Annotated in this window: 16 protein-coding genes; 6 read left to right on the forward strand and 10 right to left on the reverse strand. The window is 59.0% G+C overall.

The genetic code is table 11. The annotated features are described in order from the left end of the window. The 3 genes from rsmB to def are packed head-to-tail and all read right to left on the reverse strand — an operon-like array spanning nt 1 to nt 2,831. Nucleotides 1-1,311 carry a 16S rRNA (cytosine(967)-C(5))-methyltransferase RsmB gene (gene rsmB, locus ACA070_RS00070; RefSeq protein ID WP_497449570.1) on the reverse strand — a complete coding sequence of 437 codons (1,311 nt, stop codon included), beginning with the start codon at nt 1,309-1,311 and terminating at the stop codon, nt 1-3. Then, nucleotides 1,308-2,267, reverse strand: a complete 960-nt coding sequence (fmt, locus tag ACA070_RS00075; RefSeq protein ID WP_497449571.1) for a methionyl-tRNA formyltransferase — start codon at nt 2,265-2,267, stop codon at nt 1,308-1,310. The genes rsmB and fmt overlap by 4 nt, the downstream gene beginning before the upstream one ends. A gap of 57 nt (nt 2,268-2,324) precedes the next feature. Further along, entirely contained in the window at nt 2,325-2,831 is a 507-nt protein-coding gene (gene def, locus ACA070_RS00080; RefSeq protein ID WP_010465519.1) for a peptide deformylase, read from the reverse strand. A gap of 172 nt (nt 2,832-3,003) precedes the next feature. On the opposite strand from def, the gene ACA070_RS00085 reads away from it, so the two are divergent. The 3 genes from ACA070_RS00085 to tsaC all read left to right on the forward strand — a co-directional run bounded on the left by ACA070_RS00085 (nt 3,004) and on the right by tsaC (nt 5,825). Then, nucleotides 3,004-4,029 (forward strand): LysM peptidoglycan-binding domain-containing protein, encoded by a 1,026-nt coding sequence (locus ACA070_RS00085; RefSeq protein ID WP_497449572.1) that lies wholly within the window; start codon nt 3,004-3,006, stop codon nt 4,027-4,029. Nucleotides 4,030-4,109: 80 nt separating this feature from the next. Further along, nucleotides 4,110-5,213, forward strand: coding sequence for a DNA-processing protein DprA (dprA, locus tag ACA070_RS00090; protein WP_497449573.1), 1,104 nt, complete (start codon nt 4,110-4,112; stop codon nt 5,211-5,213). Between the two features lie 54 nt (nt 5,214-5,267). Then, nucleotides 5,268-5,825 carry an L-threonylcarbamoyladenylate synthase type 1 TsaC gene (gene tsaC / locus ACA070_RS00095; RefSeq protein WP_497449574.1) on the forward strand — a complete coding sequence of 186 codons (558 nt, stop codon included), beginning with the start codon at nt 5,268-5,270 and terminating at the stop codon, nt 5,823-5,825. A 116-nt stretch (nt 5,826-5,941) separates the two neighbouring features. Here the strand turns inward: tsaC and ACA070_RS00100 are convergent, their stop codons facing one another. Next, the gene (locus tag ACA070_RS00100; protein WP_497449575.1) at nt 5,942-6,919 is read right to left on the reverse strand and encodes an NADPH:quinone reductase; all 978 of its coding nucleotides are present in this window, start codon (nt 6,917-6,919) and stop codon (nt 5,942-5,944) included. Between the two features lie 156 nt (nt 6,920-7,075). Here ACA070_RS00100 and hemF point away from each other — a divergent pair, with 156 nt between their 5' ends. Further along, nucleotides 7,076-7,990 (forward strand): oxygen-dependent coproporphyrinogen oxidase, encoded by a 915-nt coding sequence (hemF, locus tag ACA070_RS00105; RefSeq protein WP_497449576.1) that lies wholly within the window; start codon nt 7,076-7,078, stop codon nt 7,988-7,990. Between the two features lie 11 nt (nt 7,991-8,001). Then, on the forward strand, nt 8,002-8,820 hold the full coding sequence (gene aroE / locus ACA070_RS00110) for a shikimate dehydrogenase (protein ID WP_497449577.1): 819 nt from the start codon (nt 8,002-8,004) through the stop codon (nt 8,818-8,820). A 9-nt stretch (nt 8,821-8,829) separates the two neighbouring features. Here the strand turns inward: aroE and ACA070_RS00115 are convergent, their stop codons facing one another. The 5 genes from ACA070_RS00115 to betC form a co-directional block, all read right to left on the reverse strand. Continuing rightward, nucleotides 8,830-9,273: a Fic family protein gene (locus ACA070_RS00115; RefSeq protein ID WP_497449578.1), complete on the reverse strand. Its 444-nt coding sequence runs from the start codon at nt 9,271-9,273 to the stop codon at nt 8,830-8,832. Continuing rightward, on the reverse strand, nt 9,273-10,286 hold the full coding sequence (locus ACA070_RS00120) for a DNA-binding protein (protein WP_497449579.1): 1,014 nt from the start codon (nt 10,284-10,286) through the stop codon (nt 9,273-9,275). The genes ACA070_RS00115 and ACA070_RS00120 overlap by 1 nt, the downstream gene beginning before the upstream one ends. Before the next feature lie 177 nt (nt 10,287-10,463). Continuing rightward, nucleotides 10,464-12,032 (reverse strand): SulP family inorganic anion transporter, encoded by a 1,569-nt coding sequence (locus ACA070_RS00125; RefSeq protein ID WP_497449580.1) that lies wholly within the window; start codon nt 12,030-12,032, stop codon nt 10,464-10,466. A gap of 157 nt (nt 12,033-12,189) precedes the next feature. After that, the gene (gene choX / locus ACA070_RS00130; RefSeq protein WP_438659800.1) at nt 12,190-13,110 is read right to left on the reverse strand and encodes a choline ABC transporter substrate-binding protein; all 921 of its coding nucleotides are present in this window, start codon (nt 13,108-13,110) and stop codon (nt 12,190-12,192) included. 16 nt (nt 13,111-13,126) lie between these two features. After that, nucleotides 13,127-14,641, reverse strand: a complete 1,515-nt coding sequence (betC, locus tag ACA070_RS00135) for a choline-sulfatase (protein ID WP_497449581.1) — start codon at nt 14,639-14,641, stop codon at nt 13,127-13,129. A gap of 114 nt (nt 14,642-14,755) precedes the next feature. Here betC and ACA070_RS00140 point away from each other — a divergent pair, with 114 nt between their 5' ends. After that, a complete protein-coding gene (locus ACA070_RS00140; RefSeq protein ID WP_497449582.1) occupies nt 14,756-15,706 on the forward strand; it encodes a choline sulfate utilization transcriptional regulator in 951 nt (316 codons plus the stop codon). On the opposite strand, the gene ACA070_RS00145 is transcribed toward ACA070_RS00140, so the two are convergent. Further along, entirely contained in the window at nt 15,693-16,370 is a 678-nt protein-coding gene (locus ACA070_RS00145) for an NAD(P)-dependent oxidoreductase (protein ID WP_497449583.1), read from the reverse strand. The genes ACA070_RS00140 and ACA070_RS00145 overlap by 14 nt on opposite strands. Nucleotides 16,371-16,382: the final 12 nt, after the last annotated feature.

Here is a 16,382-nt window from a genome sequence, read left to right on the forward strand (position 1 = left end):
TTAACCGCGCGCGGCGGCGATCTTGATCAGCTTGGCGTAGTAGAACCCGTCATGACCGCCTTCCTGGGCCAGCAACTGGCGACCGTGAGGTTGCTTGATACCGGCCGCCGTGGCGAGGTCCAGTTCACGAGCGCCCGGCGTGCGGGCGAGGAAGGCTTCAATGACTTCGGTGTTCTCGGTCGGCAGCGTGGAGCAGGTGGCGTAAAGCAGAATCCCGCCGACCTCCAGAGTTATCCACATGGCATCGAGCAATTCGCCCTGAAGCATCGCCAGTGCAGCGATGTCATCCGGTTGGCGAGTCAGCTTGATGTCCGGGTGACGTCGAATCACGCCAGTGGCCGAGCACGGCGCGTCGAGCAGGATGCGCTGAAACGGTTTGCCGTCCCACCAGGTGGCGGTATCGCGGCCGTCGGCGGCGATCAGGTCGGCGCTCAGGCCCAGGCGTGCGAGGTTCTCGCGCACACGCACCAGACGCTTGGCTTCCAGATCCACCGCCACGACGCCCGCCAGTTTTGGCTCGGCTTCGAGGATGTGGCAGGTCTTGCCACCCGGTGCGCAGCAGGCGTCGAGTACCCGTTGGCCCGGCGCCAGGTCGAGCAGGTCGGCGGCCAATTGCGCCGCTTCGTCCTGAACGCTGATCCAGCCTTCGGCGAAGCCCGGCAGGCCGCGCACGTCGGCCGGCGCTTCGAGGATGATGCCGTCCTGACTGTAAACGCACGGCGTGGCGGCGATGCCGGCCTCAGTCAGCAACCCGAGATAAGCATCGCGGGTGTGATGACGACGGTTGACTCGCAGAATCATCGGCGGGTGCGCGTTGTTCGCTGCGCAAATGGCTTCCCACTGCTCAGGCCAGAACGCCTTGAGGGATTTTTGCAGCCAGCGCGGATGCGCGGTGCGCACCACCGGGTCGTTTTCCAGCTCGGCCAGCAGCGCTTCGCTTTCACGCTGGGCGCGGCGCAGCACGGCGTTGAGCAAGGCCTTGGCCCAGGGTTTTTTCAGCTTGTCGGCGCAACCGACGGTTTCACCGATGGCGGCGTGGGCCGGGACGCGGGTGTAGAGCAGTTGGTAGAGACCGACCAGCAGCAGCGCCTCGACATCGGCGTCGGCTGCCTTGAACGGTTTCTGCAGCAATTTGGCCGCCAGCGCCGACAAACGCGGCTGCCAGCGCGCCGTGCCGAACGCCAGGTCCTGGGTGAAGCCGCGATCACGGTCTTCAACCTTGTCCATTTGTGTCGGCAGAGAACTGTTGAGTGAGGCTTTTCCGTTAAGAACAGCAGCGAGTGCCTTGGCGGCGGCCAGACGTGGATTCATTGAGCGTCCACCGCTTGACCGAGCACGGTGCCAACAGCGAATTTCTCACGACGGCTGTTGAACAGGTCGCTGAAGTTCAGCGCCTTGCCGCCGGGCAATTGCAGGCGAGTCAGGCACAGGGCCTGCTCACCGCAGGCGACGATCAATCCGTCCTTGCTGGCGCTGAGGATTTGCCCCGGTGCGCCCCGCCCTTCGGTGAGGCTCGCGGCCAGCACTTTCAGCGCTTCGCCGTTCAGCGTGCTGTGGGTGATCGGCCACGGGTTGAAGGCGCGAACCAGGCGTTCCAGCTCAATGGCCGGGCGGCTCCAATCGATGCGCGCTTCGTCTTTGTTCAATTTGTGAGCATACGTGGCGAGGCTGTCGTCCTGCACTTCGCCTTCCAGTGTTCCGGCGGCGAGGCCGGCAATCGCCTGAATCACGGCCGGTGGGCCCATTTCGGCTAGACGGTCGTGGAGGCTGCCGCCGGTGTCTTCAGCGGTGATCGGTGTGGTGACTTTCAGCAGCATCGGCCCGGTGTCGAGGCCCAGTTCCATGCGCATCACCGTCACGCCGCTTTCGCTGTCGCCCGCCTCGACTGCACGCTGGATCGGCGCCGCACCGCGCCAGCGTGGCAGCAACGAGGCGTGGCTGTTGATGCAACCCAGGCGCGGAATATCCAGCACCGCTTGCGGCAGGATCAGGCCGTAGGCGACCACCACCAGCAAATCCGGCTTGAGTGCGGCCAGTTCAGCCTGAGCGTCTTCGTTGCGCAGGGTTGGCGGCTGCAACACCGGGATGTTGTTTTCCAATGCGAGTTGCTTGACCGGGCTCGGCATCAGCTTTTGCCCACGGCCCGCCGGACGGTCCGGCTGGGTGTAAACCGCGACGATCTCGTAAGGGCTGTCGAGCAGGGCCTTGAGGTGTTCGGCGGCGAATTCCGGGGTGCCGGCAAAGACGATGCGCAGTGGCTCAGTCATGGGAGCAATCTCTGAAAAGAAAAAGGCTTGCCGCAGCAAGCCTTTGAAAGAAGGGCATCAAGCGTTCTGGCGATGGAGCTTTTCCAGTTTCTTCTTGATTCGGTCGCGTTTGAGGTTGGACAGGTAGTCGACGAACAATTTGCCGTTGAGGTGGTCGCATTCGTGCTGGATGCACACGGCGAGAAGGCCTTCGGCGATCAGTTCGTAGGGCTTGCCGTCGCGGTCCAGGGCCTTGACCTTGACCTTCTGCGGGCGATCGACGTTCTCGTAGAAGCCCGGCACCGAGAGGCAGCCTTCCTGGTATTGCTCCATCTCGTCGGTCAGCGGTTCGAACTCGGGGTTGATGAACACCCGTGGTTCGCTGCGGTCTTCGGAGAGGTCCATCACGACGATACGTTTATGCACGTTGACCTGGGTCGCGGCGAGGCCGATGCCTGGCGCTTCATACATTGTTTCAAACATGTCATCGACCAACTGACGCACTTCGTCGTCCACTACGGCCACAGGTTTGGCGATAGTGCGCAGGCGCGAGTCGGGGAATTCGAGGATGTCTAAAATGGCCATAAGCTTAATTGCTGCACGTGTGAGGTAAAGTCGGGTCGATGGCCTGGCAGGTCCGAAGATGCAGGCTACCGTTGTGAAGCGTAGCTCCCTTTTCTTTTCGGTAAAGAGTCGGGAGCGAGCCACGAGGGCTCTGGCGTTTCACGCGAACGCACATAATAAAGGGATTCACCGCATGAGGAAATCACTACTCGCCTTGCTCCTTCTGGCCTCGGCCGGTTTGGCGCACGGGCAAGTGCAACTCAAGGAAGGTTTTCCACAGCAATACACAGTGGTGGCGGGTGACACACTCTGGGACATTTCGGGAAAATTCCTCCGGGAGCCATGGAAGTGGCCAGAGCTGTGGCAGGCCAATCCACAGATCGAAAACCCCAATCTCATCTACCCCGGCGACTCGTTGTCGCTGGTCTACGTCAACGGCCAGCCGCGCCTGACCCTCAATCGCGGGGCTTCGCGAGGCACCATCAAGCTTTCGCCACGGGTGCGCAGCTCGCCGGTGGCCGATGCGATCCCGAGCATTCCGCTGCAATCGATCAATAGTTTCCTGCTGAGCAACCGCATCGTCGACAAGGTCGAGGACTTCGACAAGGCGCCCTACATCGTTGCCGGCGATGCCGAACGCGTGCTCAGCGGCACCGGTGACCGCATTTTCGCCCGCGGTCATTTCGACCCGAACCAACCGGTCTACGGCATCTTCCGCCAGGGCAAGGTCTACACCGATCCTGACAGTAAAGAGTTTTTGGGGATCAATGCCGATGACATTGGCGGTGGCGAGATTGTGGCCACCGAAGGCGACGTCGCCACGTTGGCGCTGCAACGCACGACTCAGGAGGTGCGTCTTGGCGACCGTTTGTTCAGCGGAGAAGAGCGATCCATCAACTCGACCTTCATGCCCAGCGCGCCAAAAAACCAGATCAATGGCTTGATCATCGATGTGCCGCGCGGCGTCACCCAGATCGGCGCGCTGGATGTCGTCACCCTGAACAAGGGGCAACGCGATGGCCTGGCTGATGGCAACGTGCTGGTGGTGATGAAAACCGGTGAAACCGTGCGTGACCGGATCACTGGCCAACCGCTGAAAATTCCCGATGAGCGTGCCGGTTTGCTGATGGTTTTCCGCACCTACGACAAGCTCAGTTACGGGTTGGTACTCCACGCTTCGCGCTCACTGGCCGTCATGGACAAGGTGCGAAATCCGTAAGCAGGCTCCACAAGTTACCAACAGAGTTATCCACAGCTTATTCCCGTTTGAACGGGGCTCATAACGATCAAGGATGATCCATGTCGCTGTCTGCCGTCACACCGGTTTCCCCTGCGGAACTGGAAGCTCGTCTACGTCTGCATCGGTTGCCGGAACTCGGCCCGGCGCGTTTCAAGAAATTGCTCGAAGCCTTCGGCTCGGCGTCAAAAGCCATCAGCGCGCCCGCCAGTGCCTGGCGTTCGCTGGGCTTGCCACTGGCGTGCGCCGAGGCTCGCCGCGCCAATGAAGTGCGTGATGGTGCGAGCCACGCATTGGCCTGGCTAGAGCGTCCGGGCCAGCACTTACTGATGTGGGACCAACCTGAGTACCCGGCATTGCTGGCGGAAATCAGTGATGCGCCGCCGCTGTTATTTGTGGCAGGCGATCCGGGTATCCTGGAAAAACCGCAATTGGCAATGGTCGGCAGTCGCCGCGCTTCGCGACCGGGAATGGACACCGCGGCGGCGTTTTCGCGCAGTTTGGCCAGCGGCGGATTCGTCATTACCAGCGGTCTGGCGCTGGGCATCGATGCCGCCGCGCATCAAGCCGCTCTGGACGTCGGCGGGCGAACGGTCGGGGTACTTGGCACGGGACTTGAAAAGTTTTATCCACAGCGCAATCGGCGGCTGGCCGATGCCATGATCGCGTCGGGCAGCGCGGTGCTTTCCGAGTTCCCGCTGGACGCCGGCCCCAGCGCCGGCAACTTCCCTCGGCGCAACCGCATCATCAGCGGTTTATCCCTCGGCGTGCTGGTGGTCGAGGCGAGTGTCGCCAGCGGCTCATTGATCACGGCGAGGCTGGCGGCGGAACAGGGGCGTGAGGTGTACGCGATTCCCGGGTCGATCCATCACCCTGGCGCCAAGGGGTGTCATCAATTGATCCGCGACGGCGCAATGCTGGTGGAAACCATCGAGCATATCCTCGAAGCCTTGCGCGGCTGGCAACGGTTGCCGTTATCCACAGACACGCTGCAAGCACCCACTCATCCACTGCTCCTGTTGCTTCACGCCGCGCCCCACACCAGTGAAGCGTTGTCGGTCAGCAGTGGCTGGGCCTTGTCCAAAGTCCTGGCAGCGCTGACGGAACTGGAAATGGATGGCCAGGCAGTGTGCGAAAGCGGACGCTGGTTTGCTCGGGTGAGCTAGGTTTTATAAGGAAGATCGGTAAACTGCGCAGAGCCTTATTCCGGAGAGTTTTTCATGGTCAACAATTGGCGTGTGCAACAAGCCGCACAAGCCGTTCGTTCAGGGGCGGTGATTGCCTATCCAACCGAAGCGGTCTGGGGCCTGGGTTGCGATCCGTGGGACGAAAGCGCGGTTTCTCGTCTGCTGATGATCAAGGGCCGGTCCATGGAAAAGGGCCTGATTCTGGTGGCCGACAATATTCGCCAGTTCGACTTCCTGTTCGAAGACTTTCCCGAACTGTGGATGGACCGCATGGCCAGCACTTGGCCGGGGCCAAATACCTGGCTGGTGCCGCATCAGAATTTGTTGCCCCTGTGGATTACCGGCATGCATGAAACGGTGGCGCTGCGCGTAAGCGACCACCCGCAGGTGCGGGATTTGTGTGCGATGGTGGGGCCGTTGGTGTCGACCTCGGCTAACCCTCAGGGCCGGCCGGCGGCGCGGACGCGGATACGCGTCGAGCAATATTTCCGTGGGCAGGTGGATTTTATCCTCGGCGGTAACTTGGGCGGGCGCAAGAATCCGAGCGTGATTCGCGATCTCGCGACCGGAAATGTCATTCGCCCGGATTAGGACCGAGGTGTGCCCATCGCGAGCAGGCTCGCTCCCACATTTGATCTTCAGTGAACACAGATTTTGTGATCGACACCGATCCACTGTGGGAGCGAGCCTGCTCGCGATGGCGTCCTTCAAGGCAACAAAACTGTCGAACCCGTCGTACGCCGCGCCGACAACTCGGTCTGCGCCTTCGCCGCTTCAGCCAATGGATACTTCTGGCTGATGTCCACCTTAAGCTTGCCGCTGATGATCATCTCAAACAGCTCATCCGCCATACGCTGCAGATTTTCCGCATTGTTTGCGTAAGTCGCGAGTGTTGGCCGGGTCACGTACAACGATCCCTTCGCCGACAAAATCCCCAGGTTCACCCCATCCACTGCCCCGGAAGCATTGCCGAAGCTCACCACCAGACCCCGTGGTGCTGCGCTGTCGAGCGACGTCAGCCAGGTGTCCTTGCCGACGCCGTCGTACACCACCGGGACTTTTTTGCCGTCGGTCAATTCCAGTACACGTTGTGCGACGTTTTCGTGGCTGTAGTCGATGGTCGCCCACGCGCCGTTGGCCTTGGCCAGTGCGGCTTTCTCCGGTGAACTGACCGTGCCGATCAGCTTCACACCCAAGGCCTTGGCCCATTGGCAGGCCAGGGACCCGACGCCACCGGCAGCGGCGTGGAACAGAATGGTTTCGCCACCCTTGAGTTCATAGGTCTGACGCAGCAGGTACTGCACTGTCAGGCCCTTGAGCATCACACCGGCGGCTTGTTCGAAGCTGATGGCGTCCGGCAGGTGCACCAGATTGGCCTCTGGCAAAACGTGAACGTCACTGTAGGCGCCCAACGGACCACTGCCGTAAGCCACGCGATCACCGACCTTGAAGCGGGTCACTTGGCTGCCCACCGCCTCGACCACGCCGGCACCTTCCGCCCCCACACCCGATGGCAGGGCAGGCGGCGGATAGAGACCGCTGCGGTAGTAGGTGTCGATGAAGTTGAGTCCGATGGCCTTGTTGGTCACTCGAACCTGCTGCGGGCCGGGCTCGGCGGGTTGATAGTCGACATACTCAAGCACTTCGGGGCCGCCATGGGCGCTGAACTGGATACGCTTTGCCATCAGAACTCTCCTTAGGTCATTTTGCGAAGCTCCCTATCGGACTCCTAAGCTTGATCTTCGTCAACTGCGGCGGTGCAAGGTGCAGTGTTATCCTACGCAGCAATTTGCCGCCGGCCGTCAAACGCCGCGCAGCTTTGCCCGATTCAAGGTGATGACATGACGACCCGCACCGAGGCCGTAAAAGCCTATCTGCTCGACCTGCAAGACCGCATTTGCGCTGCCCTGGAAGCTGAAGACGGTGGCACGCAATTCGTCGAAGATGCCTGGACCCGGCCTGCCGGCGGTGGCGGTCGCACGCGAGTGATCGAAAACGGCGCTGTGATCGAAAAGGGCGGCGTCAATTTTTCCCACGTGTTTGGCAGCGGCCTTCCACCGTCCGCCAGCGCTCACCGACCCGAATTGGCCGGCCGTGGCTTCGAAGCCCTGGGCGTGTCGCTGGTGATTCACCCGCACAACCCGCAGGTGCCGACTTCCCACGCCAATGTGCGCTTTTTCATCGCTGAAAAAGAAGGCGAAGAACCGGTCTGGTGGTTCGGCGGCGGTTTCGACCTGACGCCTTATTACGGCAATGAAGAAGACTGTGTGCACTGGCATCGCGTCGCCGAACAGGCCTGCGCGCCGTTCGGCCCGGACGTCTATCCGCGTTACAAGGCCTGGTGCGACAGCTACTTCCACATCAAGCATCGCCACGAACCGCGGGGCATCGGCGGTCTGTTTTTCGATGACTTGAACGAATGGGACTTCGACACCAGCTTCGCTTTCATGCGCGCCATCGGTGACGCCTACATCGAGGCGTACCTGCCAATCGTGCAGCGCCGCAAGAACGATGCGTTCACCGCCAAGCAGCGCGAATTCCAGGAATTCCGCCGTGGCCGCTACGTCGAGTTCAACCTGGTTTACGACCGCGGCACGTTGTTCGGTCTGCAATCGGGTGGGCGTACCGAGTCGATCCTCATGTCCCTGCCACCGCAAGTCCGCTGGGGCTACGACTGGAAGGCCGAGCCGGGCAGCGAAGAAGCCCGCTTGACCGAATACTTCCTGCAAGACCGCGATTGGTTGGCCAAGGCCTGAGAGGAATCCTGATGGATCGTTATGTCGTGTTCGGTAACCCGATTGGCCACAGTAAATCGCCGCTGATCCATCGCTTGTTCGCCGAGCAGACCGCTCAGCAACTGGACTACAGCACCTCGTTGGCGCCGCTTGACGACTTTTCTGACTTCGCCAAGGCGTTTTTCCTCGAAGGTCGCGGGGCGAATGTGACGGTGCCGTTCAAGGAAGAGGCCTATCGCCTGGCCGACAGTCTGACGGAGCGTGCGCAGCGCGCCGGCGCGGTCAATACCCTGAGCAAACTCGCCGATGGCAGTCTGCTTGGTGACAACACCGACGGCGCCGGGCTGGTGCGGGACCTGACGGTCAACGCCGGATTCAGCCTCAAGGGCAAACGCATCCTGCTGCTCGGTGCCGGCGGTGCGGTGCGGGGTGCGCTGGAACCGTTGCTGGCCGAGTTGCCGGAATCGGTGATCATCGCCAACCGTACGGTGGAGAAAGCCGAGTTGCTGGCGGAGTTGTTCGCGGACCTTGGGCCGGTGTCGGCCAGTAGTTTCGATTGGTTGAAGGAGTCGGTGGACCTGATCATCAACGCGACGTCGGCGAGTTTGTCAGGCGATGTACCGCCGATTGCCAGCAGCCTGATCGAGCCGGGCAAGACGGTGTGCTACGACATGATGTACGGCAAGGAGCCGACCTCGTTCTGCCGTTGGGCCAGTGAACACGGCGCGGCGGTGTCGATGGATGGCTTGGGAATGCTCGCTGAACAAGCGGCGGAAGCGTTCTTCCTGTGGCGCGGTGTGCGCCCGGACACGGCGCCGGTACTCGCCGAGTTACGTCGAGTATTGAAATAAAATTAAAAATCAAAGTATGGGGGTGAGTGCTTCGATAATACGTAACTTAAGTTCATCGCTATAATCTTCCTCATACATCAGAGATTCGAGGATGCCTCCCAAAAGCTCTTTTGAAATAACCCCTTCTGCGACCCACACTGCAATGTTTTCCATTCGATGGACGAAATGTTTTACGCAGTACCCGTAGCCGTTAACCTCTAAAAAATACGCACCTAGCGCAATGCTGCTTCGCTTGTTTCCATCGGTAAAGGCATGGCTCTTGTTTACTGCGAAGACTAGATGTAATAGCTTGTCTTCAAAACGAGGGTAGTAGTCATCATTCTGAATATGACTCAAAAGGCTATCTAAAAGCCCCAAGTCATTCTCCCCAGGACGACCTCCGGATTGTTCAATGATCCAGTCGTGGACATTTACAGCATGCTGCAAGTCGAAGTAAAGAAAGGGAACTGGCATCAGCGATCTTTCAAGCGTTTGAACACAGCAAGTGTGTTCGGGTCAGACAAGCGATTTTCTAGCGATTGGCTTGTTTCTCCAAGAAAGCGTTCAAAATCCGCCATAGGAACACATTGGATATAGGACTCCAGTTTCTGGTGTAAGGCGTCGCGAAAATGCAAATCCCTGCTTGCCATACGTGTTCTCGCAGCATCTAATACCGGTGCTAGGTAAGGGTTACTCTCGACTTCCACCAGCATAGAGTCTAACTCACTCGGGTGTAACTTTCGCTTCAAGCGATTCATCGTTTCTTTCATTTGCGTTGCTAAGCCATTTTCTATACTAGCAACGGCCTGTAAAACTTCGGCATACATTGTTTCGCGCGGATTATCTTTTTCTGCGAGATTAAGTATTCTTTTGTATTCTTTTGCTCTTTCTTTGAAAACTACCTGGTAAATACGGTCTGTGTAAATTCCGTATTTAATATTTCCCATTTCAATACAGTCGCGAAGTGCATCGGTGAAAACCTTGCGGTAACTGAATTCTTGATAAGCGGCAGGAAGATATGCTTCATCCCTCTGATTAATAAATAAGGTTTGACCTCCTGCTCGTTCTGCGAGGACATCGAGTACGATATCAAGCATTCGAGTCCGAATCGCTTGAGCTCGCTCGCTTTCCGTCAGCAACATCGCTAGGTTCAGAACGGCACGAAAGCCAAAGATTCCAAGGGAAGGAGCCTTGTTACCCTCACCAATGAGGGAGACATCGATCAATGCTTTGAACTGCTTTAGAAATTTTCCTTTTAGGACCATATAGCCATTATGGCGCAGCTCAACATCATGCGCTGCAAGGTACCGTTCCACAGTCGCATCACTGATATTAAAAAGGGCTACTACCTGCGCTTTGGTGAAAACAGTTTCTCCTTCGAATGTGGTTCCACCCAGTGCCAGGTGCTCCTCCGCTTTCACGATAGCATAACGATTGTTAAGAATATTCTGCCGATCTATAGCTGAGTTGGTCAGGTCTTTGCTCATTTTATTCGCGCGAAAATCAGTTCAGGAAAAAGCCGAAGATCGAGTGTTTTCACTCATAAGGCACGGCAGGGAATAGGCATGAGGATGCACTTGCCCCGTAAAGATAACAAGGAGATGCCACTCACCAGATCGCCTGGGTCGCCACTAATCACGGCGGGTTTATGGGCGTGGTATAAATCAATCCTCAAACCGGATCGGGCATTTCTCCGCGCCTTCAAGCTTGCGCAACTCCTCCACCACTTGCGGCCGCGCACGGCGCAAGGTCAGGCTGCGATCCTGCTTGAGCAACCGCCGCGCTTCCTGATGCAGCATTTCCACGCCGGAATAGTCGATAAAGTTGATCTGCTGCGCCTCGATTACCACCCGCGCGCCGTGCATCCGTTGCAGGCGCACTTGCAGGTAATGGCTGGCGCCGAAAAAGATCGAACCGCCGACCCGCAGAATGTCTTCATCGCCCTCGCGCCAATACTGCACGCGGGGTTGCGAAGTACGCTTGAGGTAGAAGAACAGCGAAGCCAAGACCCCGGCATAGATCGCGGTCTGCAACTCCAGCAATAGCGTGGCGACACAGGTCAGCGCCATGACCAGGAATTCGGCGCGGCTGACCCGTAACAGCGCGCGAATACCCCGATGGTCCACCAATCCCCAGGCGATCAACAGAATGCTGCCCGCCATGGCCGGGATCGGAATGTGCGCAATCAACTTCGCGCCGAAGACCGCAAACAACGCCACCCACACCGCCGAAAAGACGCCGGCCATCGGTGAACAGGCGCCCGCTTCGTAGCTCAGGCCCGAGCGGGTAAAAGAACCTGCTGACAGAGAGCCCGAAAAAAACGCCCCGACCATGTTCGATAAACCCTGGGCGCGGACTTCCTGATTGGCGTCGAGCAGTTGCTGAGAGCGAGTCGACAAGGAGCGGGCAATCGACAGACTCGTCACCAGTCCGAGCATCCCCACCGCCACGGCGCTGGGCAGCAGGCGCAGGATCAAATCCAGGTCCAGCGGCAGCGGACTGAAGGGCGGCAGCCGCCCGACAAACGCGCTGACCAACTTCACATGGCCGAACATCGAGGGCCAGAACCACACCAGCAGCCCGCTCAGCGCCAATGTGATCAAGAGGGTCGGCCAGCGTGGCAGCAGTAATTTCAGGATCACGCCCACCCCGACGGTGGAGAGCCCCAGTATCAGCGAAGGTTTATCCACAAAACCGAGGTGTTTGAACACCATCAAAAAGCTGTCCAGGGCGGTGGACTGATTGGGCAGGTCCAGCCCCAGCAGGTTCGGCAGTTGGCCGATGGCAATCACCACCGCGGCGCCGAGGGTGAAGCCCAGCACCACCGAGTGCGAAACGAAATTCACCAGAGCGCCAAAACGCAGCAAACCGAGCAGCCACTGGAAAATGCCGGCCAGGAGCGTCAGAAGCAGGATCAGGGTGACGTAGTCCTCTGATGCGGGAACGGCCAGAGGGCTGACACTGGCGTACAGGACGATGGATATCGCCGCTGTAGGACCGCAGATCAGATGCCACGACGAACCCCAGAGGCAAGCGATCAGCACCGGTATGATTGCGGCGTACAGGCCGTATTCCGGCGGGAGACCGGCGATCAGGGCGTAGGCAATGGATTGTGGCAGCGCAAGAATGGCGCCGCTGAGGCCAACGATCAGGTCACGACCGACGCTGGCACGGGTTTGCCGGGGCAACCAGGAAAGGAAGGGGAAGAGTGAATGGCGGCTGGGGAAGGCCATGGGTCCTCTCGGGTTGGGTTTTGCGCAAGGGTAGCAGGACAGACGACGATCCTTCCCCCTGTAGGAGCGAGGCTTGCCCGCGAAGAACGATAACGCGGTTTTTCTAAAGAATCGCGTTATCGTTCTTCGCGGGCAAGCCTCGCTCCTACAGGGTTGGTTAAAGTTTTGCTTTTACTGCCGACAACGCATCTTTCCCATCCACGGTCTTCACACCATCCAGCCATTTATCCAGCACGGCGGGATTCGCCTTGATCCACGCCTTTGCCGCATCAGCATTGCTGACTTTCTTGTTCACCACCTCGGCCATGATGCTGTTCTCCATCTCCTGGGTGAAACTCAGGTTGGTGAGCAGCTTGCCAACGTTCGGACAGGCCTGTGCATAACCTTTGCGGGTAAGTGTATAAACGCTGCCGGTGTCGCCGAAGTACTTCTCGCCGCCCTTCAGGTAATGCATTTTCAACTGCACGTTCATCGGGTGCGGCGTCCAGCCGAGGAAGGTCACGAACTTCTGTTTCTTCACCGCGCGGGACACTTCGGCCAGCATCGCCTGCTCGCTGGACTCCACCAGTTTCCACTGGCCCATGTCGAAGTCGTTCTTCTTGATGATCTCTTGCAGCGAGATGTTCGCCGGGGCGCCCGAGCCGATGCCGTAGATCTTCTTGTCGAACTTGTCGGCGTATTTGTTCAGGTCGGCAAAGTTATGCACACCCGCGTCCCACACATAATCCGGGACTGCCAGCGTGAATTCGGTGCCGTCGAGGTTCTTCGCCAGTTGAGTGACATCGCCCGTGGCGACGAACTTGTCGTAGAAGCCCTGCTGCGCCGGCATCCAGTTACCGAGGAACACGTCGACCTGGCCATCCTTCAACCCGCCAAAGGTGATCGGCACCGCGAGGGTGTCGACCTTGGCCTTGTAGCCCATGCCGTCCAGCAGAAACCCGGTAATGGCGTTGGTCGCGGCGATGTCGCTCCAGCCAGGGTCAGCCATTTTCACCGTGTCGCAGCTCTGATCGGCAAATGCCGATGCACTGCCCAGAGCCAGTAGCCCAACCGTCAGTACTGTGGATAACTTTTGCATGGACTTCCCCTTAACATTATTGGTTTTGGCAGGGTTGTGGATAACGTGCTTTGCGTTCCAGATCGTCGAGGTCGATGTGGTTGCGCATGTACTGCTGACTGGCGTCCACCAGCGGCTGGTGATCCCAGCTCTTTAGCTTGCCGATGGTCAGCGCATCGGCGACGAAACGCCGGCGCCGCTGACTGTCGAGCACCTGTTGGTGAATCGCCGGGATGTCCCATTTGGCCCGTGCTTCGGCCAGAAAATCTTCGAACAACGCGCGATGTTGCGGCGATTGACTGAGTTCTTCCTGTTCGCGCGGATCATTGTGTACATCGAAGAGTAGGCAAGGGTCGTCTTCGCTGTAGATGAATTTGTAAGCGCCGCGCCGGATCATCATCAAAGGACTGATGGTGCCTTCGGCCATGTATTCGCCGAAGACTTCGTCGTGACCGCCCTGCCCTTGCAGGTGCGAGACCAGCGAGCGGCCATCCAGCGGCAAGCCTGGCTCCAGTGAACCGCCGGCCAGTTCCACGAAGGTGGGCAGCAGATCGGCGGTGGACACCGCAGCGCTGACTCGCCCAGCCCCGAATTGTCCGGGCGCACTGATCAACAGCGGTACGCGAGCGGCCATTTCAAACCAGTGCATTTTGTACCAGAGGCCGCGCTCGCCAAGCATGTCGCCGTGGTCGCCGGAGAAGACAATGATCGTGTCATCGATCAGCCCGGTTTCTTCGAGTGTTTTCAGGAGTTTGCCGACGTTGCTGTCGATATAGCTGCACGCACCGAAATACGCGCGGCGAGCGTCGCGAATCTTATCCACAGGCAGCGGCTTGTCCCACAGGTCGTACACCTTGAGCAAACGCTGGGAGTGCGGATCGAGTTCGGCTTGCGCCGGGGTTTCGGGCAAAGGGATGTCGGCGTCGTCGTACATGTCCCAAAAAGCCTTGGGAATCGTGTACGGATCGTGTGGGTGAGTCATCGACACGGTCAGGCAGAACGGCTGTTCGCCCTCCTCGCGGATGTGATCGAACAGGTATTGCTGGGCCTTGAACACCACCTCTTCATCGAAATCCAGCTGATTGGTGCGCACGCACGGCCCGGCTTGCAGCACCGATGACATGTTGTGGAACCAGGTTGGACGCACATCCGGCTCATCCCAGTTCACCGACCAGCCGTAATCGGCCGGGTAGATGTCGCTGGTCAGGCGTTCTTCATAGCCGTGGAGCTGATCCGGACCACAAAAATGCATCTTGCCCGACAACGCGGTGCGGTAGCCGAGTCGACGCAGGTAGTGGGCATAAGTCGGTACATCGGCGGGGAAATCGGCCGCGTTGTCGTAGGCGCCGATCTTGCTCGGCAACTGACCGCTGACCAGGGTGAAACGCGACGGCGCGCACAGTGGGCTGTTGCAATAAGCGGCGTCGAACACCACGCCTTCGGCGGCGAGGCGGCTGAGATTAGGCAGTTTGATGGGCGAAGGACCGTAGAACGGCAACATTGGCGCGGCCATCTGATCGGCCATGATGAAAAGAATATTCTTGCGCTTCATGTGATCGCGGCATTCCATAGTGAATATTTATGCGAGAGTGCTGCGATCGAGCATGGAGTCCATGCACTTTGTGGTAAAGCCCATGCACGGCAATGACTAGGATAAGCACAGCTTATGTATGACGCCCTTGGTGATTTGTCTCTGGACCTGCTCCGCGCCTTTGAAGCGGCGGCCCGTCAGCGCAGCTTTACCGCCGCTGCAGTCGAACTCGGCACCACGCAGCCGGCGATCAGTCAGCAGATAAAGCGTCTGGAAGAACAACTCGCCACGCGCCTGTTTGATCGCATCTATCGCGGCATTGAACTGACGGAAGCTGGAACCATACTTTTCGAGCAGGTTCAGCTCGGTTTGCAGAATATAGATGCAGGCTTGAGTGCAATCAGCGCACAGCATCAACATGAGGTCTTACAGGTCGCGACCGATTTTGCGTTCGCCGCGTATTGGTTGATGCCGCGTCTGCACCGGTTTCATGCTGCCAATCCTCAGGTGGATGTCAGCCTGGTCACCAGCGAGCGCAGCCACAACATGCTGCGCACGGATATCGATGTCGCGGTGTTGTTCGGCGAGGGGCGATTCAAACAGGGCGAAAGCCACTGGCTGTTCAGCGAAGAAGTGTTTCCGGTGTGCAGTCCGCAGTTATTGAAAGACCGTCCCCTGCCCTTGCCGGCCCAGTCATTGCTCGAGTTCCCGCTGCTGCACCTGCGCGGCGAAAACAGCAGTAACTGGTTCGACTGGAGCGGCGTATTTCGCGAGTTGGGGATTACGTCGGCGCCGGCCCCCGGGCAATTGCGCTTCGACAATTACACGTTGCTGATTCAAGCGGCGATCGGCGGCCAGGGCGTTGCGATCGGCTGGCGGCACCTTGTGGATAACTTGCTGGCGCAAGGATTGTTATGTCGGCCGATTGCCGACACGGTGATTTCCAGGCTCGGCTATTACGTGGTCGTGCCCCAGCGAAAACGGCGTGGGGCATTGATTCAACAGTTTGTGGATTGGTTGATGGCAGAACAGGCCAGCAGCGCTCAATCGCTCAAAGGCATGCCCCTGCCGTCTATCGCGGTGTAGCGTCGGTCGCAACAAAGTTCACGTGTTCGCGAACGTGAAGATTGCGCTGCAGCTCATCGGCAATCCCCACCGCCACGCGGTTCAACCGTTCAAGCGGTTCAGCGAGACCCGGCTCGAGGCTGCTGCTGATGTGGCTGAAATGTTCGATCGTCAGCCCCGGTACGCCACAAGGCGCATTCACCAGGGTCCAGTGCAAGGCACTGCTTTGCAGCGCATCAAGGATTTCCTCGGCAGCATGCCGCTGAAGGGGATTCAGCGCTTCGGCCTCGGTTTCGTCGAGTTCGGCGAAATCCCCCACCAGGAAAAGTCGGGCAATGCCCGCCGCCTGCATGCCCTCGATCAGGGCATCCACTGCCAACACCTGCTCGACCGGGCCTGGCACGATGGTTTTTTCCACGTACTCGCTGTTGAATGGCAATCCTGGTGCGTCCAGCAGGCAAATAACCGCCGAACTGCCGGCCACACTTTGCTTGACGCGTTCAGGCTCGAACAGATCGCCGGTCTTGGTGCGCAAACCCGGGCGCGGTGGGAGCGCCGTCAGAACATCCAGAATCGCGATCACTTCATGTTGGCGCCGCAGTATTTCAGCCATCAGCGCACTGCCCAAGCTACTCATGGCACCATAAAGCACCACCTTCACCACCGGGGTTTCGGCATTTTTCATGGCTGGGATTCC

The organism is Pseudomonas sp. LBUM1678, assembly GCF_059695575.1.

Excerpts from the sequence above, each read along its gene's own strand:
- rsmB (WP_497449570.1), bottom strand. The coding sequence starts at position 1,311 with ATGAATCCACGTCTGGCCGCCGCCAAGGCACTCGCTGCTGTTCTTAAC.
- fmt (WP_497449571.1), bottom strand. The coding sequence starts at position 2,267 with ATGACTGAGCCACTGCGCATCGTCTTTGCCGGCACCCCGGAATTCGCC.
- def (WP_010465519.1), bottom strand. The coding sequence starts at position 2,831 with ATGGCCATTTTAGACATCCTCGAATTCCCCGACTCGCGCCTGCGCACT.
- ACA070_RS00085 (WP_497449572.1), top strand. The coding sequence starts at position 3,004 with ATGAGGAAATCACTACTCGCCTTGCTCCTTCTGGCCTCGGCCGGTTTG.
- dprA (WP_497449573.1), top strand. The coding sequence starts at position 4,110 with ATGTCGCTGTCTGCCGTCACACCGGTTTCCCCTGCGGAACTGGAAGCT.
- tsaC (WP_497449574.1), top strand. The coding sequence starts at position 5,268 with ATGGTCAACAATTGGCGTGTGCAACAAGCCGCACAAGCCGTTCGTTCA.
- ACA070_RS00100 (WP_497449575.1), bottom strand. The coding sequence starts at position 6,919 with ATGGCAAAGCGTATCCAGTTCAGCGCCCATGGCGGCCCCGAAGTGCTT.
- hemF (WP_497449576.1), top strand. The coding sequence starts at position 7,076 with ATGACGACCCGCACCGAGGCCGTAAAAGCCTATCTGCTCGACCTGCAA.
- aroE (WP_497449577.1), top strand. The coding sequence starts at position 8,002 with ATGGATCGTTATGTCGTGTTCGGTAACCCGATTGGCCACAGTAAATCG.
- ACA070_RS00115 (WP_497449578.1), bottom strand. The coding sequence starts at position 9,273 with ATGCCAGTTCCCTTTCTTTACTTCGACTTGCAGCATGCTGTAAATGTC.
- ACA070_RS00120 (WP_497449579.1), bottom strand. The coding sequence starts at position 10,286 with ATGAGCAAAGACCTGACCAACTCAGCTATAGATCGGCAGAATATTCTT.
- ACA070_RS00125 (WP_497449580.1), bottom strand. The coding sequence starts at position 12,032 with ATGGCCTTCCCCAGCCGCCATTCACTCTTCCCCTTCCTTTCCTGGTTG.
- choX (WP_438659800.1), bottom strand. The coding sequence starts at position 13,110 with ATGCAAAAGTTATCCACAGTACTGACGGTTGGGCTACTGGCTCTGGGC.
- betC (WP_497449581.1), bottom strand. The coding sequence starts at position 14,641 with ATGAAGCGCAAGAATATTCTTTTCATCATGGCCGATCAGATGGCCGCG.
- ACA070_RS00140 (WP_497449582.1), top strand. The coding sequence starts at position 14,756 with ATGTATGACGCCCTTGGTGATTTGTCTCTGGACCTGCTCCGCGCCTTT.
- ACA070_RS00145 (WP_497449583.1), bottom strand. The coding sequence starts at position 16,370 with ATGAAAAATGCCGAAACCCCGGTGGTGAAGGTGGTGCTTTATGGTGCC.